Origin of the sequence: Luteibacter yeojuensis (genome assembly GCF_000964085.1) — a bacterium.
Lineage (GTDB): Bacteria > Pseudomonadota > Gammaproteobacteria > Xanthomonadales > Rhodanobacteraceae > Luteibacter > Luteibacter yeojuensis_A.
This window is the reverse complement of the sequence record NZ_JZRB01000045.1, coordinates 54,080-74,021: the sequence shown is the minus strand read 5'-3', so window position 1 is coordinate 74,021 and position 19,942 is coordinate 54,080. Positions and strand designations below refer to the sequence as shown.

19 protein-coding genes are annotated in these 19,942 nt (G+C 67.6%); 6 read left to right on the top strand and 13 right to left on the bottom strand.

Translation table 11 applies throughout. From position 1 onward, the window contains the following. Positions 1 to 31 precede the first annotated feature (31 nt). Positions 32 to 613 (bottom strand): FMN-dependent NADH-azoreductase, encoded by a 582-nt coding sequence (locus VI08_RS17310; RefSeq protein ID WP_045830870.1) that lies wholly within the window; start codon positions 611 to 613, stop codon positions 32 to 34. Positions 614 to 739: 126 nt separating this feature from the next. Between VI08_RS17310 and VI08_RS17305 the strand changes: the two genes are divergently transcribed. The 3 genes from VI08_RS17305 to VI08_RS17295 are packed head-to-tail and all read left to right on the top strand — an operon-like array spanning position 740 to position 3,711. After that, complete coding sequence (locus VI08_RS17305) at positions 740 to 1,771, top strand: LysR substrate-binding domain-containing protein (protein WP_084621595.1); 1,032 nt, start codon at positions 740 to 742, stop codon at positions 1,769 to 1,771. A 9-nt stretch (positions 1,772 to 1,780) separates the two neighbouring features. Continuing rightward, positions 1,781 to 2,926: a pyridoxal phosphate-dependent aminotransferase gene (locus VI08_RS17300; RefSeq protein ID WP_045830869.1), complete on the top strand. Its 1,146-nt coding sequence runs from the start codon at positions 1,781 to 1,783 to the stop codon at positions 2,924 to 2,926. Further along, a complete protein-coding gene (locus tag VI08_RS17295) occupies positions 2,914 to 3,711 on the top strand; it encodes an amidohydrolase (RefSeq protein WP_045830868.1) in 798 nt (265 codons plus the stop codon). Before VI08_RS17300 ends, VI08_RS17295 begins: the two co-directional genes overlap by 13 nt. 133 nt (positions 3,712 to 3,844) lie before the next feature. On the opposite strand, the gene VI08_RS17290 is transcribed toward VI08_RS17295, so the two are convergent. Genes VI08_RS17290 through VI08_RS17275 form a run of 4 tightly spaced genes read right to left on the bottom strand, consistent with a single transcriptional unit; the run spans position 3,845 to position 6,909 of the window. Continuing rightward, entirely contained in the window at positions 3,845 to 4,978 is a 1,134-nt protein-coding gene (locus tag VI08_RS17290; RefSeq protein ID WP_045830867.1) for a C13 family peptidase, read from the bottom strand. After that, on the bottom strand, positions 4,962 to 5,645 hold the full coding sequence (gene mtnC / locus VI08_RS17285) for an acireductone synthase (RefSeq protein ID WP_045830866.1): 684 nt from the start codon (positions 5,643 to 5,645) through the stop codon (positions 4,962 to 4,964). The genes VI08_RS17290 and mtnC overlap by 17 nt, the downstream gene beginning before the upstream one ends. 53 nt (positions 5,646 to 5,698) lie before the next feature. Continuing rightward, positions 5,699 to 6,268: a 1,2-dihydroxy-3-keto-5-methylthiopentene dioxygenase gene (locus tag VI08_RS17280; RefSeq protein WP_045830865.1), complete on the bottom strand. Its 570-nt coding sequence runs from the start codon at positions 6,266 to 6,268 to the stop codon at positions 5,699 to 5,701. Then, complete coding sequence (locus VI08_RS17275) at positions 6,265 to 6,909, bottom strand: methylthioribulose 1-phosphate dehydratase (protein WP_045830864.1); 645 nt, start codon at positions 6,907 to 6,909, stop codon at positions 6,265 to 6,267. The genes VI08_RS17280 and VI08_RS17275 overlap by 4 nt, the downstream gene beginning before the upstream one ends. Before the next feature lie 141 nt (positions 6,910 to 7,050). Between VI08_RS17275 and VI08_RS17270 the strand changes: the two genes are divergently transcribed. After that, positions 7,051 to 7,386 carry a high-potential iron-sulfur protein gene (locus tag VI08_RS17270; RefSeq protein WP_045830863.1) on the top strand — a complete coding sequence of 112 codons (336 nt, stop codon included), beginning with the start codon at positions 7,051 to 7,053 and terminating at the stop codon, positions 7,384 to 7,386. A gap of 316 nt (positions 7,387 to 7,702) precedes the next feature. Here VI08_RS17270 and VI08_RS17265 read toward each other — a convergent pair whose 3' ends face one another. From VI08_RS17265 to VI08_RS17255, 3 genes are all read right to left on the bottom strand, one after another. Next, a complete protein-coding gene (locus VI08_RS17265; protein ID WP_045830862.1) occupies positions 7,703 to 9,142 on the bottom strand; it encodes an amino acid permease in 1,440 nt (479 codons plus the stop codon). 95 nt (positions 9,143 to 9,237) lie between these two features. Beyond that, positions 9,238 to 10,728 carry an amino acid permease gene (locus VI08_RS17260; protein ID WP_045830861.1) on the bottom strand — a complete coding sequence of 497 codons (1,491 nt, stop codon included), beginning with the start codon at positions 10,726 to 10,728 and terminating at the stop codon, positions 9,238 to 9,240. Between the two features lie 212 nt (positions 10,729 to 10,940). Then, positions 10,941 to 11,900, bottom strand: coding sequence for a transporter (locus VI08_RS17255; RefSeq protein WP_045830860.1), 960 nt, complete (start codon positions 11,898 to 11,900; stop codon positions 10,941 to 10,943). A gap of 137 nt (positions 11,901 to 12,037) precedes the next feature. Between VI08_RS17255 and VI08_RS17250 the strand changes: the two genes are divergently transcribed. Beyond that, on the top strand, positions 12,038 to 12,595 hold the full coding sequence (locus tag VI08_RS17250) for an NUDIX hydrolase (RefSeq protein ID WP_045830859.1): 558 nt from the start codon (positions 12,038 to 12,040) through the stop codon (positions 12,593 to 12,595). Positions 12,596 to 12,599: 4 nt separating this feature from the next. On the opposite strand, the gene VI08_RS17245 is transcribed toward VI08_RS17250, so the two are convergent. Then, positions 12,600 to 13,127 (bottom strand): 3-hydroxyanthranilate 3,4-dioxygenase, encoded by a 528-nt coding sequence (locus VI08_RS17245; RefSeq protein WP_045830881.1) that lies wholly within the window; start codon positions 13,125 to 13,127, stop codon positions 12,600 to 12,602. A 107-nt stretch (positions 13,128 to 13,234) separates the two neighbouring features. On the opposite strand from VI08_RS17245, the gene VI08_RS17240 reads away from it, so the two are divergent. Beyond that, positions 13,235 to 14,509, top strand: coding sequence for an NAD(P)/FAD-dependent oxidoreductase (locus tag VI08_RS17240; RefSeq protein ID WP_045830858.1), 1,275 nt, complete (start codon positions 13,235 to 13,237; stop codon positions 14,507 to 14,509). Between the two features lie 55 nt (positions 14,510 to 14,564). Here VI08_RS17240 and VI08_RS17235 read toward each other — a convergent pair whose 3' ends face one another. The 4 genes from VI08_RS17235 to VI08_RS17220 form a co-directional block, all read right to left on the bottom strand. Continuing rightward, positions 14,565 to 15,491 carry an MBL fold metallo-hydrolase gene (locus tag VI08_RS17235; protein ID WP_045830857.1) on the bottom strand — a complete coding sequence of 309 codons (927 nt, stop codon included), beginning with the start codon at positions 15,489 to 15,491 and terminating at the stop codon, positions 14,565 to 14,567. 138 nt (positions 15,492 to 15,629) lie between these two features. Further along, the gene (locus tag VI08_RS17230) at positions 15,630 to 16,838 is read right to left on the bottom strand and encodes an acetyl-CoA C-acyltransferase (RefSeq protein ID WP_045830856.1); all 1,209 of its coding nucleotides are present in this window, start codon (positions 16,836 to 16,838) and stop codon (positions 15,630 to 15,632) included. A 28-nt stretch (positions 16,839 to 16,866) separates the two neighbouring features. Further along, complete coding sequence (locus VI08_RS17225) at positions 16,867 to 19,236, bottom strand: 3-hydroxyacyl-CoA dehydrogenase/enoyl-CoA hydratase family protein (protein ID WP_045830855.1); 2,370 nt, start codon at positions 19,234 to 19,236, stop codon at positions 16,867 to 16,869. 33 nt (positions 19,237 to 19,269) lie between these two features. Further along, positions 19,270 to 19,935, bottom strand: a complete 666-nt coding sequence (locus VI08_RS17220) for a TetR/AcrR family transcriptional regulator (protein ID WP_045830854.1) — start codon at positions 19,933 to 19,935, stop codon at positions 19,270 to 19,272. Positions 19,936 to 19,942 lie beyond the last annotated feature (7 nt).

Below are 19,942 nucleotides of genomic sequence, written 5' to 3'. Positions count from 1 at the left end.
GCGCAAGCGCGCTCCCACAAAGGTGGCACCGTCAGGCCGCCTTGCGCAGCAGGCCGCTGATGCCGGCCACGGCGTTTTCCACGGCCTGTGCCTTGTGCTCGTCACCCATGTTCACGCCCTCGGCGCGGACAAATTCCACGTCGGTGACGCCGAGGAAACCCAGCACCGCGCGCAGGTACGGCTCCTGGAAATCCATGACGGCCGCCGGGCCCTGGCTGTAGATGCCGCCGCGGCTCGAGGCGATGATGACGCGCTTGCCCACGGCCAGGCCCTTCGGGCCATCGGCGCCGTAGCTGAATGTGCGGCCCTTGACGGCGATGCGGTCGATCCACGCCTTCAGCGAGCTGGTGATGCTGAAGTTGTACATCGGGGCGCCAATGACGATGACGTCGGCGGCCAGGAACTCTTCGAGCACCTTCTCGCCTTCGGCGGCGTTCGGGTCGTCCTCGCCCGCGGGCAGGGCCCAATGGGTCAGCGGGGTGGCGTGCAGGTCCCGGTAAGTGACTTCCGTACCCGGGTGGCTGGCGACGAACTCGGCGACGATAGCCTGGGTGAGGCCGCGGGAGACGGAGTAGGCGCCCAGGGCGCTGGCATCGACGTGCAGGAGTTTCATGGCGAATCCTCTTTCGGCTGTCCCGCAGGCGGCGGGAATGGAGAGAAGGTACGCCTCGAACAATCACTTGATTAGCCCGCATGGAGTAGACTGATTGTTCTGGATGGGAAACGACCGAGGCCAGCCATGCTAGACGGCGCCCTGCAGGACCTGAACGATCTCTATTTCTTCGCTGCCGTGGTCGAGCATGGCGGGTTTTCGTCGGCCGGCCGGGCCCTCGGGATACCCAAGTCGCGCCTTTCCAAGCGCATCGCCCAGCTCGAGGACCGCCTCGGCGTCCGCTTGCTCCAGCGCACCACGCGCCGGTTCGTGGTCACCGAAATCGGCGAGCGCTTCTACCAGCATTGCCGGGCGGTGCTGGAGGAGGCCAAGGCGGCGCAGGACGCGGTGGATGAGCTGCGCACCGAGCCGCGCGGCATCGTCCGCATCAGTTGCCCCATTTCCATCGCCCAGAACATCGTCGGGCCCATGCTGCCGGCCTTCATGCTGGAGCACCCCAAGGTGCAGGTGCGCTTGACGGCCACCAACCGCCGCGTCGACCTCATCGGCGAGGGCTACGACGTGGCCGTGCGCGTGCGCGAGAAGCTGGATACCGACGCGACGCTGGTGCTGCGCAGCATCGGCTACGCGCGCAGCCTGCTCGTGGCGAGCCCTAAATTCCTCGACAGCCATGGCCGGCCCAAATCCCTCGAGGAGCTGGCCCAGCTGCCGGCGCTGAGCATGTACGAGCACGAGGGCGCCCAGGTGTGGGAGCTGGTGGATGCCAGCGGCAAGAAAGCGGCCGTGGAAGTGAAGCCGCGCCTTGTCAGCGGCGATTTCACCGTGCTGATCGCCGCCGCCGTGCAGTGCTGCGGCGTGGCGTTGCTGCCCGAGGACTACTGCGCCCCCATGCTGTCCAATGGCCAGCTGGAATGGGTGCTGCCCGAATACACCACGGCGCAGGGCACGCTGCACTTCGTCTACCCCAGCCGCCGCGGCCTGCTGCCGGCCGTGCGCAGCTTCGTGGATTTCCTGGCCGACCGCCTGCCCAAGGCCCAGGCCGAATTCCACAAGGATTGCCAGAAGGTGGCCGACGACCCCGCCAGCAGGGGGGCGATCGCCATGCGCCGCATGCTAGGATCGGAAAATACGGCCGCGTTTGGCCGTCCAAACGAATAAGGGCGTTCGATGCAGGTCGAAACCAAGCTTCCGAAGGTCGGCACCACGATCTTCAGCGTCATGAGCCAGCTCGCGCTGGAGCACAAGGCCGTGAACCTCGGCCAGGGTTTTCCGGATTTCGAGCCGCCGGCGCCGCTGCGCGACGCCATCACGCGCGCCATGGCCGAGGGCAGGAACCAGTATGCACCCGGCGTGGGCATCCCGAAGCTGCGCGAGCAGATCGCGCTGAAAACCGAACGGCTTTACGGCCACCGTGTAAGCCCCGATACCGAGGTCACCGTCACCTCCGGCGCCACCGAGGCCCTGTTCTCGGCCATCGCCGCCGTGGTGCGCGCGGGCGACGAAGTGATCGTGTTCGACCCGTGTTACGACAGCTACGAGCCGGCCATCGAGCTGCAGGGCGCCAGGGCGGTGCACATCCCGCTCACCGTGCCCTCGTTCGGCATCGACTGGCAGCGCGTGCGCGACGCTACCACGCCGAAAACCCGCATGATCCTCATCAACTCGCCGCACAACCCTTCGGGTGCCGTGCTGTCGCGGGCCGATCTCGACGAGCTGGCCGGCATCGTCCGCAACACGCCCATCGTGGTGCTGTCCGACGAGGTGTACGAGCACATCGTGTTCGATGGCGCCGACCACCAGAGCGTGCTGCGCCACGAGGAGCTGGCCGGGCGCAGCATCGTCGTGTCGTCGTTCGGCAAGACCTACCACTGCACCGGCTGGAAGGTCGGCTACGCCGTGGCGCCCAAGGCGCTCACCGCCGAATTCCGCAAGGTGCACCAGTACCTCACTTTCTGCACCTTCAACCCGGCGCAATGGGCGTTCGCCGAGTTCCTGGAATCCAGCCCCGAGCATTACCTCGAGCTGCCGGCGTTCTACCAGGCCAAGCGCGACCATTTCCGCCAGCTGCTGGCCCCGTCGCGGCTGAAGCTGCTCGACGTGCCGGGCGGCTATTTCCAGCTGGTCGATTACAGCGCCATCCGCGATACCGACGACATCAATTTCAGCGAGTGGCTGGTGCGCGAGGGCGGCGTGGCCGCCATCCCGCTCAGCCCGTTCTACGAGACGGCACCGGATACCCGCCTGGTGCGCCTGTGCTTCGCGAAGAACGACGCCACGATGCAAGCCGCCGCGGAGCTGCTGTGCAAACTCTGACCGTCACCCTCGTCCAGGGCGCCACCCGGTGGCACGATGCGCCTGGCAACCGCGATTATTACGGCCAGCTGGTGCGTGGCGCGGCGCCCAGCGACCTGTTCGTGCTACCGGAGACCTTCCTGTCGGGCTTCACCAACGATACGTTGGCCAATGCCGAGACCATGGATGGCGAAAGCGTGGCATGGCTGCGCGCGCTGGCCGCCGAGGTCGATGCCACCATCACCGGCAGCCTGGTCATCCGCGAGGGCGACACGGTCTTCAACCGCCTCATGTGGGCCTCGCCCAACGGCGACCTGGCCTATTACGACAAGCGCCACCTGTTCCGCATGGCGGGCGAGCACACACGCTACGGCGGCGGCCGCGAGCGGCTCATCGTGGAACTGAAGGGTTGGCGCATCCTGCCGCAGGTCTGCTACGACCTGCGCTTCCCGGTATGGCTGCGCAACGGCCGCGACGAGGCGGCGGCGGGTGGCATGGATTACGACCTGGCACTGTTCGTCGCGAACTGGCCCTCGCCGCGCCGCCAGCCCTGGCGCACGCTGCTGCGTGCCCGCGCCATCGAGAACCTGGCCTACGTCATCGGCGTGAACCGTGTCGGCACCGACGGCAACAACCACCCTTACAGCGGCGATAGCGTCATCGTCGACCCGGTGGGCGAGCCGCTGGTCGAACTCGGCGCGCTGGAGCAGGTCGTCACCGTCACCATCGACCCGGCGCCGTTGCTCGCGCACCGCGAGCGCTTCCCGGCCTGGATGGATGCCGACCGGTTCTCGATCGATCTTTGACGTCCCAAGCACCGATGTCGCCCCATGTAGGAGCTCACCCCGTGAGCGACATCTTTTCGCGACCACGCAACAGGGCCTGCTGCTCATTCGCAAATAGATGTCGCCCACGAAGTGGGCTCCTACACAGGGTGCGCTAGTGTGGGGTGGTGTTGCCTGCCGGCTTGAACGGCACCGCGGGGCCGATCTTCGCGACTTTTTCCCACGCCTTCAGCTTGTCCGCGATGCCCGCGCCGATGTCGATCTGTGGCTCGGAGGGCGTCACGGCGTCCTTCTTTTCCCACGCGCTGATTTCCACCTTGGCCTTGTCGAAGGCGGCGATGAAATCCGGCGTGGCATTGAGGCCATCCGCGAGCCAGGCATGGCCGAAGTAGGTGATGTCCGAATCGGTGCCGCAGCCGAACGACGTGCGGTCAGTGCGGGCGGATGACATGACCAGCGTGCCGTCACCCTTCAGCTTCGGCAGGAAGCCGCCCGAATAGCAGGCGTTCACCACCACGACCTTCCAGCGGAAATCGTGCTTCGACAGGATCTGCGACAGGCCGTCCGGGTCGAGCTGGTCGAGGGGAATGGGGTCCATGTCCACGAGCAGGCTGTGGTCGCTGCCGCCGTGGGTGGCCAGGTACACGAGGAGGATATCCTCTTTCGGGTTCATCACCTTTGCCAGCCCGTCCACCGCGCCTTCCAGGTTCGTCCAGCTGGCCAGGGGCCGCGTGGCCAGCGTCGCCGGGTTGTTCTCCAGCACCACGGTGTGGTTCGGGCTGCCAAAGCGGGTGGCCACCACCTGGTCGAGGTATTCGGCCTCGTTGCGGAACACATCCTCGGAGCCATCGGCACCAAACGCGATGGCATAGACGTTCGGCTTGCCTGGCGTGCGTTTAGCCAGCCTTGCCAGCGCCACGCGCAAGGCCTCGGGCTGCGCGACGAACACCTGCTCAGGCGTGGGGGCATCCTGCGGCCAGCTATCCATGTCGAGCTGCATGCCACCGTCATCGGCGTCGGCATCGGCCGTGGTGGCCGCCGGGGCGGGCGTGGTGCTGGCCGTCGGGGCGGGTGCCGTGGGTTTGGCATCCTTGCCCGGCTTGCCGGCCGCGGCACGTGTCGCGGCGGCCGCCGACGATGCCGCCGTGGCCGGCTCGACCACGCCGATACCCGTGACCACCGGCCGGGGGCCGAAGCCAAGGACGCCGGCGCTCAGCAGCGCGCCAGCGATGAAGCCCGCGAGCGTGTAGATCGCCGTGCGGCGGCGCGGATCAAGGCTGGATGGCATTGAAATCCGCCACGGCCGGGTGGCCGGCGTCCGCCATGGGCAGCGGCGGGCGCACAAGGTGGGTGGTATGCATGCCAGCGGCGCGGGCCGCGTCGAGCTCCTCGCGGATATCGGAGAGGAACAGCACCTGCGCGGGCGCTAGGCCGATCGCCTCGGCGATGCGGCGGTACGATTCCACCTCGCGCTTGTGGCCCGTCTGGGTGTCGAAATAGCCGCTGAAAAGCGGGGTGAGGTCGCCGTGCTCGCTGTAGCCGAACATCAGCTTCTGCGCGGGCACCGAGCCCGAGGAATAGACGTACAGCTTCAGGCCCTGGTCGTGCCATGCCTGCAGCCGCGCGGCCACTTCCGGGTACATGTGCGAGACATAGGCCTTCGACTCATAGCCCTCGCGCCAGATCATGCCCTGCAGGGCTTTCAGCGGCGTGGCCTTGCGATCCTCGTCGATCCAGCGGATCAACAGGTCGATGACCTCGGTGCGCGAAGCCTCGACCAGCCCGGCGTCCTTCGCTGCCTCGTGCAGCCAGTGCTGCACTTCCGGGTCGTCGGCGTGCGTCTCGACGAACGCCGGCAGGTGCTGCCGGGCGAACGGGAACAGCACATCCTTGACGAAGTCGATTGAGCTGGTGGTGCCCTCGATATCGGTGAGGACGGCGCGGATATCTGGCATGGGGAAAGCCTGCGGATCGGGGAGAGCCGCAGGATAGCCGAGCCGGGGCGGCTTTACGACGCGAGCGCGGCCGAGGGGTGCGGATCCATGCGCGGGAAGCGCTCCGCGATGTCCTCGCCCGTGAAGCTGGCGACCCAGCCCTCGGTGTTGGTGAACAGGCGGATGGCCACGAAGTAGGGCGATGCGCTCATGTCGAACCAGTGGCGGGTGCCGTCCGGCACGCCGATGAGGTCACCCTTTTCGCACAGCACCTCGTAGACCTTGCCATGGATGTGCAGGGTGAACTGCCCGGCGCCAGCGACGAAGAAGCGCACCTCGTCCTCGCTGTGGGTGTGCTCGTTCAGGAACTTCTGCCGGAACGTGGCGCGATCGGGGTTGTCGGGCTTGAGGCTGATCACGTCGACGGCCTGGTAGCCGTTTTCCTGCATGAGCCGGTCGATGTCGGCGCGGTAGGCCGCGATGACCTCCTCCTGGCTCGCGCCCGGCTGGATCGGCTGGCTGGCCGCCCATTGCTCGAAGCGCACGCCCACCGCGTTGAGTTCCGCGGCGATGGCGGCGTGGTCAGTGAGGTCGGCGAGCGGGGCGGCGTGGTTGGTGTCGTCGTAGATGCGCAGACGGCTCATGGGGAAAGCCTCCGTAGGTCGAGTTCACAGCCCAGCAGGAATTCCAGTGCCTCGAGGTGGCGGCGGGTTTCCGCCATGTCGCGGCCCCAGGTGTAGATGCCGTGGCCGTTGATGAGGTAGGCGTGCAGCGGCTTGCCGCTGTCGATCCAGGCGTCGACCTGGGCCTCGAGCTCGGGCATGTGCTGGGTGTTGGGGAAGACAGGGATATCGAGCACGCTCTCGTGCGTCGTGTAGCCGGTGATGGCCTTTTGCAGCTCCCAGCCCTCGAGGCGGATGCGCCCTTCGGCCGCGAACAGGCGCGAGGCCACGCTCTGCGTGCGCGAATGGGTATGCAGCACCACGTTGGCCTCGGGGAAGCGCTTGTACACCTGCGTGTGCAGGCCGGTTTCGGCCGAGGGGCGCGAATCGCTGCCCACGGCCTTGCCATCCATGTCGATGACCATGATGTCGTCGCGGCCCAGCCGGCCCTTGTCGCGGCCCGAAATGGTGATGGCGGCGAGGCCCTCGTCCAGGCGCATCGAGAAGTTGCTGCTCGTGGCTGGCGTCCACCCGAACGCGGCCAGCTCGCGCGCGGCATCGGCGATGGCGTCGGCACGCGAGGCGAGCAGGGCGGGGTCGGGCTGGGCGAGGGGCTTGGTCATGGGTTTGGACGTCTAAATCGAACGGCAACTATAGCATGGAGGTGTTGTCAGGCCCGTGGCAGGCGCAGGGCTGGTAATGCGAACCATTCTATTTTTCGGTTTTGCGTAGGATGGCCGGTGACCATTGCACGAGGTACACCCATGTCGCAGAACGACACCCGTGATATCGAGGGCCGCCGCCGTTTCCTCAAGGCCGCCGCTGGTTCGGTCGCCGCCGCAGCCGTCCTCGGTGGCGTCCCGCGGCTGGGCCAAGCCCAGGACCTGCCGCACCTGTCCCCGTCCGACCCGACGGCCACGGCGCTGAAATACGTGGAAGACGGCAGCAAGGCGCAGGGCAGGAAAACGCCGAACGATACCTGCATGAACTGCAATTTCTACCAGGGCAAGGCCGGCGCCGCCTGGGGGCCCTGCCAGCTCTTCCCGGGCAAGGCCGTGGCGGCGAAGGGCTGGTGCGTGTCGCACGCCGTCATGATCTGATCGCCCTGGTTTCACCCGGGCAAAATAAAGGCCAGCCTACGGGCTGGCCTTTTCGTTGCGAATCGCAAAATGCAGCCCAAGCGCGCCAGGCCGAGGAGCTGACCCGCCTGACGCGCCGGGCGGCAATCCGGGGCCCACTGCCAAGTGATTTACCCGCGGAACCGGGATCATACTCCCCTCGGGGCACGACCGGCCAATGGCAGTTAAATGACGAACGTGTTTTTGCGTATTTCATCGCAAAAACAGAAACTTAACGCCTAAAGCTCCGCTTCTACTGTAGGAGCCCGCTAGCGGGCGATGGGTGCCCGCAAAACCGTCAACCACCCTTTCGAATCTTGCTATGCCGGAAGCTATAAGCGAAGTAAACGATCACGCCAAGCACGGTCCACACACCAAGCAAAACCCAGTTACGCACACCGAGCGAATACAGCAATGCGATGCAGCTCAGCACACCGAGCGTGCACGTCACCGTCGCGAACGGAACACGGAACGTGCGCGGCACGTCGGCGGCGGTGCGACGAAGGATCAGCACGCCGATGCACACCGCGCAGAATGCGACGAGCGTGCCCATCGAGGTGAGGTCGCCGAGCAGGTTCAGCGGGAACACGGCGGCGAGCGCGGCGATACCGATGCCGGTGATGACGGTGTTGAGGTGCGGCGTGCGGTACTTTGGGTGGATGCTGGTGAACACTTTCGGCAGCAGGCCGTCGCGGCCCATGATCATGAAGATGCGCGGTTGCGCGATGATCATGACGAGCACGACGGACGACAGGCCGATGAGCGCGCCGACTTCGACCAGCCCACGCAGCCAGCCAAGTTCAGGGTGCTGGCGGATGGCGGTGACGACGGGCTCGGCCGTGCCAAGCTGCGAGAACGGCACCAGGCCGGTGAGCACCGCCGCCATGGCGATGTAGAGCACGGTGCAAACCGCAAGCGAGGCGAGCGTGCCGATGGGCATGTCGCGCTGCGGGTTCTTCGATTCCTGCGCCGCCGTGGAGGTGGCCTCGAAACCGATGTAGGCGAAGAACACCAGCGACGCGCCGCGCATGACGCCCGCCCAGCCGTATTTGTCGCCGCCCTGGTTCTCGGGAATGAACGGATGCCAGTTGGCGGTATCGATATGGCTTGCGCCCACGACGATGACGACCACGATGAGCGCCACCTTCAGCAGCACCATGGCCATGTTGAGGCCGGTCGACTCCTTGATGCCGACGTAGCAGAGCCAGGTGAGCGCCAGCGTGATGCCCACGGCGGGCAGGTTGAACAGCGCGCCCGTGGCGACAAGGTGGCCGTCGATGAAATCGACCGGCGCATTGGTGAGCGCGGGCGGGATATGGATGCCGACGTGGTCGAGCAGGCTGACGAAGTAGCCTGTCCAGCTTACCGCCACGGCGGATGCCGACACGCCGTACTCGAGGATGAGGTTCCAGCCGATGAACCAGGCCGCGCCCTCGCCGAGCGTGGCGTAGGCGTACGAGTACGCGCTGCCGGAGACCGGTACCAGCGACGCGAACTCGGCGTAGCACAGTGCCGTGAACACGCTGCAGATGGCGGCCAGGATGAAGGACAGGATGATGGCCGGCCCCGCGTGCTCCGCGGCGGCCACGCCCGTGATGACGAAGATGCCGCCACCGATGACCGCGCCGATGCCCAGTGCCGTGAGGCCCCACGGGCCCAGCGTTCGGCGCAGGGCAGGGCCATGGGCGTCGTCGGCTTCGGCTTGCGGTGCTTTCTTGGCGAGTAGCTGCTTGAGCATGGGCGGCTCGAACCTGGTGTTGGCGGGTTGAGGATAGCGCTGAAATACGGAAGGCCGGCGGGTTGCCGCCGGCCTTCCGGGTGTGGTGCGTGGCTTCAGCCGAGCGACTTGCGCAGCTTGCTGTGCGCGTAGCCGTAGCCGAAGTAGATGAGCTGGCCGATGACGATCCAGCCCACCATGAGACGCCAGTGCTCTTCGAAGGCCTGCCAGAAGAGGTAGACGCAGGCGATGGCGCCGAGGATGGAGATCGGCCACACCATCGGCACGCGGAAGCTGCGCGGCAGGTCGGGGCGGGTATAGCGCAGGATGAGGATGCCGATGCACACGGTGGCGAAGGCCAGCAGCGTACCCATGGACACCAGCTCACCCAGCACGCTGACGGGGAACAGCCCCGCCATGGCGGCCGCGGCGACGCCCACGAGGACCGTGCCCACGTACGGGGTGCGGAACTTCGGATGCACCTTGGCCATGGCCGGCGGCAGCAGGCCGTCGCGCGCCATCGAGAAGAAGATGCGCGGCAGGCCCATCAACATGACCAGGATGACCGACGACAGGCCCGTGATGGCACCGAAGACGACGATGGCCTTGAGCCACGAGAGCTGCGGATAGAGGCCCAGGGCGGTGGCGACCGGCTCCGGCGTGTTGAGGATGCGGAACGGGGCGATGCCCGTGAGCACCAGCGCCACGGCGATATAGAGGATGGTGCAGACGGCGAGCGAGCCCAGGATGCCGATGGGCATGTCGCGCTGCGGGTTCTTCGCTTCGCCGGCCGCGGTGGAGACCGCATCGAAGCCGACATAGGAGAAGAACACGATGGTGGCGGCGCGGAAGATGCCGCTCCAGCCGAACACGCCCTCGCCTTCGTTCGGCGGGATGAACGGGTGCCAGTTGGCGGGGTTCACCACCTTGATGGCGAAGGCCAGGAACAGCAGGATGACCGTGACCTTGATGGCCACGATGATCGAGTTGACGAAGGCCGACTGCGTGATGCCGACGTAGCACAGGCCGGAGAGCGCGGCGATGATGACCACCGCCGGCAGGTTGATCAGCGCGCCCGTGGCCTGGATGTGGCCCTCGACGAACTGGAACGGCGCGGACGACAGCGAGGCGGGCAGGGTGATGTCGCTGCCCACGAAACTGCCGATGAGGCCGAGCAGCTCGTTGAAGTAACCCGACCAGCCCGCGGCCACCGTGGCCGCCGCGAAGAGGTATTCGAGCACGAGGTTCCAGCCCACGAACCAGGCGATGTACTCGCCCAGCGTGGCGTACGAATACGAGTAGGCGCTGCCCGAGACCGGCAGCATGGCCGCGAACTCGGCGTAGCACAGGCCCGCGAGCGCGCAGGCGATGCCGGCGATGACGAAACTGATGACGAGGGCGGGGCCGGCGTGCATCGCGGCCGCCTGGCCGGTGATGACGAAGATGCCCGCGCCGATGACGGCGCCGATGCCGAGGAGGATCAGGTGCCTGGCGGTGAGGACGCGCTTGAGGCCCGCGTCGCCATGGGCGCCGGTCTCGATGTGTTCACCAGCATCGACATGCGGCGCGGCCTCGATGGGATGCGTCGCGAAAAGGTGTTTCAACATGTGTCTCCCCTACTGCCGGAAGTGCTCTTTATTATTGGGACCGCCGTGGCAGTTGCGATGGAACGCCGCTCCCCGGTGAGTCGGCACGGCACCATAGCCCAGCGGGGCACGGGCGTACAAGCTGCATTGCGAGGCCAGGCAAGGCCTTGCACGGGGGGCGGCGGTTGTCACCATGACTAACGGCGGTTGTGCGTGGAACGAAGGGCCATGGCTCAGAACACCATGTTGAAAGCGGCCTGTGGCGCGACATAACTGGCGGCGTTGCGCCCCGCCACGCTGAACTGCACGCCGGCGATAAGCCCCATCGTGGGGCCCAGGTGGTATGCCACGGCGGGTGCCAGGCTGTATTGCTGCGTAGGGCGAAGGGTGTGGCTACAGGCGGCGCCACCGCAGGCGCCGTGCACGGTGGTGGCGCCGCCGCGGTTCCAGATGGCCTCGCCGACAAGGCCCCAGCGCGCGGCGAGCACGTACTCCGCGGCGAGCGATGCCGTCCACGAGGGGCCGGGGCGCGCATGGCCCCTGAACCCCGGCCCGGTGCCGTACGTGCTTGCGCCATGGATGCCGATGCGCCCGGGCGTGTCGCCCCAGCCCAGCTGCCCGCGCCAACGCAGCGCATGGCCATTCGCCAGCCACTGGAGTTTCTGTGCGCCAAGGGTGGTCGAGAGGCCCATGGCCCCCGCGCCCGTGCCATTGAACGGATTGGTATCCAGGCGTTGGTACTTGCCCGTCGGGATACGCACGGCCATGGCCACGCCGACGACCCAGTCGGTGCCATCGGGCCCCGGCCCGGCGAGGCGCTGCAGGACACGCACGACCGAATCGCCCATGCGCAGGCCATCGCTGTGGGCCCCGCCGCGCGAGGTACGCGAGCCGTTGAGGGTGAGTTGCACGTCGAGCGCATCGGTGACGCCATAGACCATCGGCAGCGCCACCATCCATTGCCGCGCGGTGATGTCGTGGCGATGGCGGCCGCCATCGTTGGCATAAGCGCCGCGCACATGGGTATGGATGAGGTATGGCTCAATATTCAGCGTATTCGCCGGCAGCGTGTTGACCGCCGGGGTAACGAGCGGCCCGGTGAACAGCGGCGCGGCGCGATCGGTGGTGGCCATGGCGGCCGCCGGGGCGAGGACCACAAGGGCGGCGAGGGGGCGGAGGGAACGAGGGGGCATGCGTGGCTCCTTGCATGGGATGGCGGGGTGCGCTTCTTGCGCACGACCCATCCTAGGCAGGAGCCGCTAGCCAGCGACATCGGATTAGTCTGAAAATGACGTGCGAAAATGCCGGCCGGTTGAATCGGATTTCCCTGATGGACAAGACACACCTATCTCTGGCAGCCGCGCTCGACGGCTACGCAAGGCGCTACCCGCTGGAGACCGACGTCGCGCATTTCCGCGCGTGGCTCGCCACGGCGCGCCAGCCCTTCCACCGCGAGACGCTGGAGGGCCATTTCACGGGCTCTGCCTGGCTGGTGAGCGCCGACGGGCAGCGCGTGCTGCTGATGCACCACCGCAAGCTGCAACGCTGGCTGCAGCCCGGCGGCCACGCGGATGGCGATGCCGACCTTGCCGGCGTGGCGCTACGCGAGGCGGAGGAAGAAACGGGCCTGCGGGATCTCGCCGTGATGCCGGCCGTGTTCGACGTGGACCGCCATGTCATACCCGCGCGCGGCCACGAGCCGGCGCACTTCCACTACGACGTGCGTTACGTCGTCGTGGCGCGTGGCTCGGAGGCCTTCGCGGCCAACGAGGAGTCGCTGGGCATGGCATGGCGGGCCATCGACGAGATCGCGGCGGACGGCACGGCCGACCCCTCGCTGCGCCGCATGGCGGCGAAATGGCAGTCGCACCAGGCCACGCTGGCCTGAGGGCTCAGGCCTCGGCGTACCTGGCCGGGGCCGGATGCACCGTGCCGCACTGCTTGCAGGTGCGTGCGGCTTCCGAACGGTAGAACGCGTCGAACACCGGGGGGAAATCGTGCTCGATGCTTTCGAGCACGAAGTAGCGCTCGAACAGCTTGGCGTTACAGGCCTCGCAGAACCACATCAGCCCGTCGCGCTCGCCGGGCACGCGGCGCCGCTCGACCACGAGGCCCACGGAATCGGGCATGCGCTGGGGCGAATGCGGCACCCGCGGCGGCAGGTAGAACACCTGGCCGGCGCGGATGGGGATATCCCGTGCATGGCCATCGTCCTGCACCTTCAGCACCATCTCGCCCTCGAGCTGGTAGAAGAACTCGGGGCCTTCGTCGTAGTGGTAGTCGGTACGCGCGTTAGGGCCGCCGACGACCATGATGATGAAATCGCCATCGACGATGCATTTGTTGCCCACCGGCGGCTTGAGCAGGGCGCGGTTTTCGTCGATCCAGCGCTGCAGGTCGATAGGGGGCGTGAGGCTCATGCGGTTGGCTTCGTGGGCGTGTCGCTCGATCATACCCCGGCACCGGGGCTTCCCGGCGGCCACGCCGTGTCGTACAACGTCGGTCCCTTTCGTAAGGATTCGCCTACATGGCGTCGTGGTACCACGCCCGCCAACCGTTGCCAGCGCCCCGGCCCGCGCCGCAGGGCAAGCGGGAGGCCGCCGTCGTGGTGGTGGGCGGCGGCTTCGCCGGCCTGAACACGGCGCTGGGCCTGGCGGCGCGCGGCGTGCGCGACGTGGTGCTGCTGGAGGCGCAGGCGATCGGCTTTGGTGCTTCCGGCCGCAATGGCGGCTTTGTGTTCGCTGGGTATTCGCTGGGCGAGCGCGCCTTGTTGGCGAAGCTGGGCGACGACGGCGCCCGTGACCTCTACGGCCGCACCGTGGCTGCGGTGAACCTGATCCGCGAGCGCATCACCACCCTGGGCATCGATTGCGACATGGTGGATGCGGGCGTGGTGTGGGCGAACTGGTTCCGCGATGCGCGCCTGCTCCGTGCGCGGCAGAAGCTACTGGCCGAGCATTACGGCACCGAATGGCAATGGCTACCCGCTGACGCCATGCAGGCTTTCGTGCGCAGCCGGCGCTACCACGACGGGCTATACGAGCGGAACGCGCTCCACATCGATCCCCTGGCCTATGCCCGTGGCCTCGCCAGCGCGGCCGAGGCGGCGGGGGTCACCATCCATGAAGGCTCGCGCGTGCGGATGCTGGAACGCCGGGGCCCCCGCTGGGTGCTGCGCGTGGGCGATGCAGAGATCGAGGCGCCCAACGTGGTGCTGGCCTGCGGCGGCTACCTCGCCGGGCTTGACCGGCGCATCGACAAGGCCGTGTTGCCCATCGCCACCTACGTCATGGTGACGGAGCCGCTCGGCGATCGGCTCGGCGATTGCCTGCGCACGCAGGCGGCGGTGTACGACACGCGTTTCGCCTTCGACTACTACCGGCCGCTCAGCGACACCCGCTTGCTATGGGGTGGCCGCATTTCCGTGCGCGACCGCAGCGCCCGCGCGGTGCAGAAGCTGCTCATGCGCGACCTGCTGAAGGTCTTCCCTTCGCTCAAGGGCGTGGCGGTGGAGCACGCGTGGTCGGGCCTCATGAGTTACGCCCGGCATGAGATGCCCCAGGTGGGTACGCATGGCAATGGGCTGTGGTACGCGCAGGCGTTCGGCGGGCATGGCCTGGCGCCCACCTGCGCGGCGGGTGAGACGTTGGCAGACGCGATCGCGTCGGGTGCGAAGGCGGTGCCGGCGTATGCGGCCTTTGGGCTGGAGCCGGTGCACCGGCCGTTCGGGTATCTCGCGGCGCAGGGTACGTATTGGAAGCTGGAGTTGGCGGACTGGTTCAAGTCGCGGCTTGAGGGGTGATCGCGCGCAAGCGCGCTCCCACAGTTGCGGTGGGCTTCCGAACCCAGCGGCGGGCTCATGCCTTCGCCGTGCGGTCCAGCCAGACGAGGATGCCCTGGGCATTCAGGCGGATGTCGATCTTCAGCAGGCGGGCGATGTCGTCCGCCGGCAGGGCCACGCCGTGGCGCTTCGCACGGCCCACGTAGAGGTCGGTGAATTCCGTGGCGATACGGACGTCGCGGTCGGGGTCGTCCATGTGGCGGCGGGCAATGGCGACCATGGCGTCGAGCTGTTCGTGCAGGTCGCGCGCCAGGCGCGGCACGTCGCCGACGCGGTCGTAATGCGTGAGGTACATCGCCTCCGGCCCGTAGCCGAGCATCCGCTCGATGGAGGCATGTGCCTCGTCGGGGTCGAACTGCACCGGTGACGTGGTCGGGATGATGAAAGGCCCCTGGGCGGTGTCGAACTCGCGGTACGAGAGCCCGAAGATATCGCCGGTGAAAAACGCGTTCGCGCGCTCGTCGTGGATGGCGATGTGGTGCTTCGCATGGCCCGGTGTATCGAGGCAAAGCAGGGCACGCCCCGCCAGGTCGACGACGAAGCCGTCGGCGGCCTCGACCACGCGCTCGCTGGGCACTGGGGCGATGGTGCCGTAGTCGCGGCGCACCGCTTCCTCGCCGTAGACGCCGGTGGCGCCGGCGATCAGCACGGCCGGGTCGATCATGTGCCGCGCGCCGCGCGGATGCACGGCGAGCCTGGCATGGGGCAGGTGCTTCATCAGCTCGCCCGCGCCGCCCGCGTGGTCGAGGTGCACGTGCGTGAGGATGACCCAGTCGACATCGCCCGGCGTGAGCCCCGCGGCGTGGATGGCGTCGAGGAAACGCGGCAGCGAATGCGTCGTGCCGCTGTCGATGAACGCACCGCGCCCGCGCTCGACGACGAGGTACGCCGCGTCGAACGCAGGGCGGCCAAAGCCGGTGTCGATGGTGTGGATGCCGTGCATGCGCGTAGCGTAAACCCAAGGCATGTGATGGCATGGTGTCGCCGAAAGACCATGTGGGAGCGCGCTCGCGCGCGATGGGCCTTGCGGCAGGCCCATCGCGCGCAAGCGCGCTCCCACAGGTTTTGTTTCGTGCCGGTTTTACAGTGCTTCGAAAATTCCTGCGGCGCCCATGCCGGTGCCGATGCACATCGTCACCATGCCGTACTTCTGCTTGCGGCGGCGCAGGCCGTGGATAAGCGTCGCGGCGCGCACGGCGCCGGTGGCACCCAGCGGATGGCCGAGGGCGATGGCGCCGCCCAGCGGGTTCACCTTCGACGGGTCGAGGCCGAGGTCACGCATCACGGCCAGGGCCTGTGCCGCGAAGGCCTCGTTGAGTTCGATCCAGTCGAGCTGGCCTTGCGTCATGCCGGCCTGCTTCAGTGCCTTCGGGATCGCTTCCTTCGGGCCGATGCCCATGATGTCGGGCGCCACGCCGGCCACCGAGAAACCCACGAAGCGGGCGAGCGGGGTGAGGCCGTAATCGTTGATGGCCTTCTCCGAGGCCAGCAGCAGGGCGCCGGCGCCGTCGGACATCTGCGACGAGTTGCCCGCCGTGACCGAGCCACCGAACTGGCCATTGCGGAACACCGGGCGCAGCTTGCCGAGTACCTCGAGCGAGGTATCCGCACGCGGGCCTTCGTCGATCGAAATGATGCGGCGGTCTTCCTTCACCGTGCGGTTGGCGAGATCGGGGTAGCGGTCGTCGAGCTGGAACGGCGTGATCTCGTCCTTGAACTCGCCACCCTGGATGGCGGCCAGCGCGCGCTGGTGCGATTGCAGGGCGAAGGCGTCCTGGTCCTCGCGGCTGACCTTCCAGCGCTCGGCCACCTTCTCGGCGGTGATGCCCATGCCGAAGGCGATGGCGCGGTTTTCGTCGTTCTCGAAAATGGCCGGGTTCATGGCCACCTTGTGGCCCATCATCGGCACCATGCTCATCGACTCGGTGCCGCCGGCCAGCATCAGGTCGGCTTCGCCCAGGCGGATGCGGTCGGCGGCCATGGCGATGGCCTGCACGCCCGACGAGCAAAAACGGTTGATGGTGACGCCCGGCACCTGCTCGGGCAGGCCGGCCAGCAGCACGCCGATGCGTGCCACGTTCATGCCTTGCTCGGCCTCGGGCATGGCGCAGCCGATGATGGCGTCGCCGATCAGCGCCGGGTCGATGCCCGGGGCCTGCTCCATCACGCCACGGATGACGTGGGCCAGCAGGTCGTCGGGGCGGGTGTTGCGGAACACGCCGCGCGGCGCCTTGCCCACCGGGGTGCGGGTGGCGGCGACGATGTAGGCGTCTTGCACTTGCTTGCTCATGGAAGGGTTCCTTTAAGTGGGCAGCGCGTCAGTTACGCAGCGGCTTGCCCGTCGTCATCGTGTGGGCGATGCGGGCCTGGGTCTTTTCGGTCTGCGCCAGTTCGACGAAGTGCTTGCGCTCGAGGGCGAGCAGCCATGCCTCGTCGACCGACGAGCCACGCTCGATGCGGCCGCCCGACAAGGTGTCGGCGATGCGGCTGGCGATGTCGATGTCATGCGCCGAGGCGAAGTAGCCTTCGGCCATGTTGGCCAGCGAGGCCTTGAACGTGGCCGTGCTGGTATCGCCCGCGGCGGGGATGGCGCGCGCCGGCATCGGCGGGCGGTAGCCCGATTCAGCCATGGCCAGCGCCTGGGCCTTCGCCACGTGGAGCAGCTCGTAGGCGTTGAACACCACGATATCGTCCTTGCGCAGCAGGCCCAGCGACTTCGCCTCGAGGGCGCTGGTGGAGACCTTGGCCATGGCCACCGTCTCGAACACCTTCTTCAGGTACTCGAACGGGTCATCCGGGTTGTGCTGCGCGGCGCGCACGGCCAGCTCCTTCAGGCCGCCGCCGGCGGGCAGCAGGCCCACGCCGGCCTCGACCAGGCCGATGTAGCTCTCCAGCGCCGCGACGGTGCGGGCCGAATGCATCTGGAATTCGCAGCCACCGCCCAGGGCAAGGCCACGCACGGCGGCCACCACCGGCACCAGCGAGTGCTTGATGCGCATGCTGGTGGCCTGGAAGTTCGCCACCATGGCCTCGAACTCGGCCAGCTTGCCAGCCTGCAGCAGGCCCAGCGCGCCCTTGAGGTCGGCACCGGCGGAGAACGGCTCGGACGGCTGCCACAGCACCACGCCACGGAACTGCTGCTCCGCGAGGCCGATGGCATGCTGGATGCCATTCAGCACGTGGTCGTTCACCGTATGCATCTTGGTCTTGAACGAGATGACGCCAATGCCGTCGCCCGTGGTCCACAGGCGCACGCCGTCGTTTTCCCACACCGTGGTGCCCTGGTCGAAGGCCTCGCCCAGGATCGGGTCGGGGAACGCCTGGCGGGCGTACACCGGGTGCTGCGAACGCGGCTTCTCGGCGTTGGCGCTGGCTGAGTACGAGCCGGCCTTGCCGTGGACGCCCTTGCGGCCATCGGTGACCCACGCGGGCAGCGGGGCGCTGCTCATGGCCTTGCCGGCGGCGATGTCCTCGGCGATGAAGCCGGCCACCTGCTGCCAGCCCGCGGCCTGCCACAGCTCGAACGGGCCGAGCTTCCAGCCGTAGCCCCAGCGGATGGCGAAGTCGACGTCGCGCGCCGTCTCGGCGATATCGGCGAGGTGGTAAGCGGTGTAGTGGAAGAGATCGCGGAACACGGCCCACAGAAACTGCGCCTGCGGATCAGCCGAGGCGCGCAGCTTCGCGAACTTCTCGGCCGGGTCCTTGATGGCGAGGATGGCGGCCACTTCATCGGACGGCTTGCCTTCGGACGGGCGGTAATCCTGCTTCTGCAGGTCGAGCACCACGATGTCCTTGCCGGCCTTGCGGTAGAAGCCCGCACCGGTCTTCTGGCCCAGCGCGCCCTTGTCGATCAGGCCTTTCAGCCACACGGGCGGCTGGAAGTATTTGTGCCAGGGATCGTCCGGGAGGGTATCGCCCATGGTCTTCACCACGTGGGCGAGCGTATCCAGGCCCACCACATCGGCCGTGCGGAACGTGGCGCTCTTCGGGCGGCCGATGGCCGGGCCGGTGAGGGCGTCGACGGTATCGAAGCCCAGGCCGAACTGCTCGGTGTGGAACATGGTGCTCAGCATCGAGAACACGCCGATGCGGTTGCCGATGAAGTTGGGGGTGTCCTTGGCGTACACCACGCCCTTGCCCAGGGTGGTGGTGAGGAAGGCCTCGAGACCCTCGAGCACGGCGGCGTCGGTGAGCTTGGTGGGGATGAGCTCCACGAGGTGCATGTAGCGCGGCGGGTTGAAGAAGTGCACGCCGGTGAAGCGGTGGCGAAGCTGCTCCGGCAGCGCCTCGGCCAGCCCGTTGATCGACAGGCCCGAGGTGTTGCTGGCCAGGACGGCCGTGGCGGAGACGTGCGGCGCGATCTTCGTATAGAGGTCGAGCTTCCAGTCCATCCGCTCGGCGATGGCTTCGATCACCAGGTCGACGTCGGCCAGCTGGCCGAGGTCATCCTCGTAGTTGGCGGGGATGATGGCGGCGCCCAGGCTCTTCTCGGCCAGCGGGGCCGGCGAGAGCTTGGCCAGGTTGGCGATGGCCTTGAGGGCGATGCCGCTCTTCGGGCCTTCCTTGGCGGGAAGGTCGAACAGGACGGTTTCCACGTTGGCGTTCGTCAGGTGCGCGGCAATCTGCGCGCCCATGACACCGGCGCCGAGTACCGCGGCCTTGCGAATGCGTAGCGGTGTTGCGGTCATGGTGATCTCCGAGGGGGCAAGGGGGCGCGCCGGTCAGCGGGGGCTGGCCGGGGCGTTGGAAACGGATGGGTTGCGCATGCCGGCCGCGGCGAAGCGGATGAGGTGCTCGGCGGCGGTCTCGCGGTGGTCGCGCTCGGCGACGTCGCTCTTGCGCTGGATGATGCCGAAATCGGCCATGGCGTACGTGAGCGCGCCGGTGACGATATCGAGGCGCCAGTAGATCTCTTCCTTGGCCAGGCCCGGCAGCAGGCGGCCGAACTCGGCGGCGAACTGGCGCAGGATGTGGCCATAGTTCTCGGACAGGAAGCGGCGCAGGGTTTCGTTGTGCTCGGCGTAGGCCCGGGCCAGGACGCGGACGAAGGCGGCGCCGCCGCCATCGGTGCGGCTGAGGTCGAGGGCAGGGCGGATGTAGGCGTCGAGCACGTCTTCGAGCGAGGTGCCGTCCTTGCCCGCGACCTTGTGCAGGGCGGCCAGGCGGCGGCTGTTGAGTTCGTCGAGGCGGCGGCGGAACACCTCTTCGATCAGCTTGTCCTTCGAGCCGAAGTGGTAGTTCACGGCCGCCAGGTTCACCCGGGCGGCGGCGGTGACCTGGCGCAGCGATGCCCCGGCGAACCCGTGCGTGGCGAACAGGGCCTCGGCGGCGCCCAGGATGCGTTCCTTGGTGCTGCGCTCACGTGACGCGTAGGGGGCACTGGTCATGGCGGGC

Bases quoted from the DNA above. Each gene is read 5' to 3' on its own strand.
- VI08_RS17245 (WP_045830881.1), bottom strand. From the start codon at position 13,127: ATGAGCCTCACGCCCCCTATCGACCTGCAGCGCTGGATCGACGAAAAC.
- VI08_RS17255 (WP_045830860.1), bottom strand. From the start codon at position 11,900: ATGCCCCCTCGTTCCCTCCGCCCCCTCGCCGCCCTTGTGGTCCTCGCC.
- VI08_RS17260 (WP_045830861.1), bottom strand. From the start codon at position 10,728: ATGTTGAAACACCTTTTCGCGACGCATCCCATCGAGGCCGCGCCGCAT.
- VI08_RS17220 (WP_045830854.1), bottom strand. From the start codon at position 19,935: ATGACCAGTGCCCCCTACGCGTCACGTGAGCGCAGCACCAAGGAACGC.
- VI08_RS17250 (WP_045830859.1), top strand. From the start codon at position 12,038: ATGGACAAGACACACCTATCTCTGGCAGCCGCGCTCGACGGCTACGCA.
- VI08_RS17270 (WP_045830863.1), top strand. From the start codon at position 7,051: ATGTCGCAGAACGACACCCGTGATATCGAGGGCCGCCGCCGTTTCCTC.
- VI08_RS17300 (WP_045830869.1), top strand. From the start codon at position 1,781: ATGCAGGTCGAAACCAAGCTTCCGAAGGTCGGCACCACGATCTTCAGC.
- VI08_RS17230 (WP_045830856.1), bottom strand. From the start codon at position 16,838: ATGAGCAAGCAAGTGCAAGACGCCTACATCGTCGCCGCCACCCGCACC.
- VI08_RS17290 (WP_045830867.1), bottom strand. From the start codon at position 4,978: ATGCCATCCAGCCTTGATCCGCGCCGCCGCACGGCGATCTACACGCTC.
- VI08_RS17265 (WP_045830862.1), bottom strand. From the start codon at position 9,142: ATGCTCAAGCAGCTACTCGCCAAGAAAGCACCGCAAGCCGAAGCCGAC.
- VI08_RS17275 (WP_045830864.1), bottom strand. From the start codon at position 6,909: ATGACCAAGCCCCTCGCCCAGCCCGACCCCGCCCTGCTCGCCTCGCGT.
- VI08_RS17240 (WP_045830858.1), top strand. From the start codon at position 13,235: ATGGCGTCGTGGTACCACGCCCGCCAACCGTTGCCAGCGCCCCGGCCC.
- VI08_RS17225 (WP_045830855.1), bottom strand. From the start codon at position 19,236: ATGACCGCAACACCGCTACGCATTCGCAAGGCCGCGGTACTCGGCGCC.
- VI08_RS17305 (WP_084621595.1), top strand. From the start codon at position 740: ATGCTAGACGGCGCCCTGCAGGACCTGAACGATCTCTATTTCTTCGCT.
- mtnC (WP_045830866.1), bottom strand. From the start codon at position 5,645: ATGCCAGATATCCGCGCCGTCCTCACCGATATCGAGGGCACCACCAGC.
- VI08_RS17235 (WP_045830857.1), bottom strand. From the start codon at position 15,491: ATGCACGGCATCCACACCATCGACACCGGCTTTGGCCGCCCTGCGTTC.
- VI08_RS17310 (WP_045830870.1), bottom strand. From the start codon at position 613: ATGAAACTCCTGCACGTCGATGCCAGCGCCCTGGGCGCCTACTCCGTC.
- VI08_RS17280 (WP_045830865.1), bottom strand. From the start codon at position 6,268: ATGAGCCGTCTGCGCATCTACGACGACACCAACCACGCCGCCCCGCTC.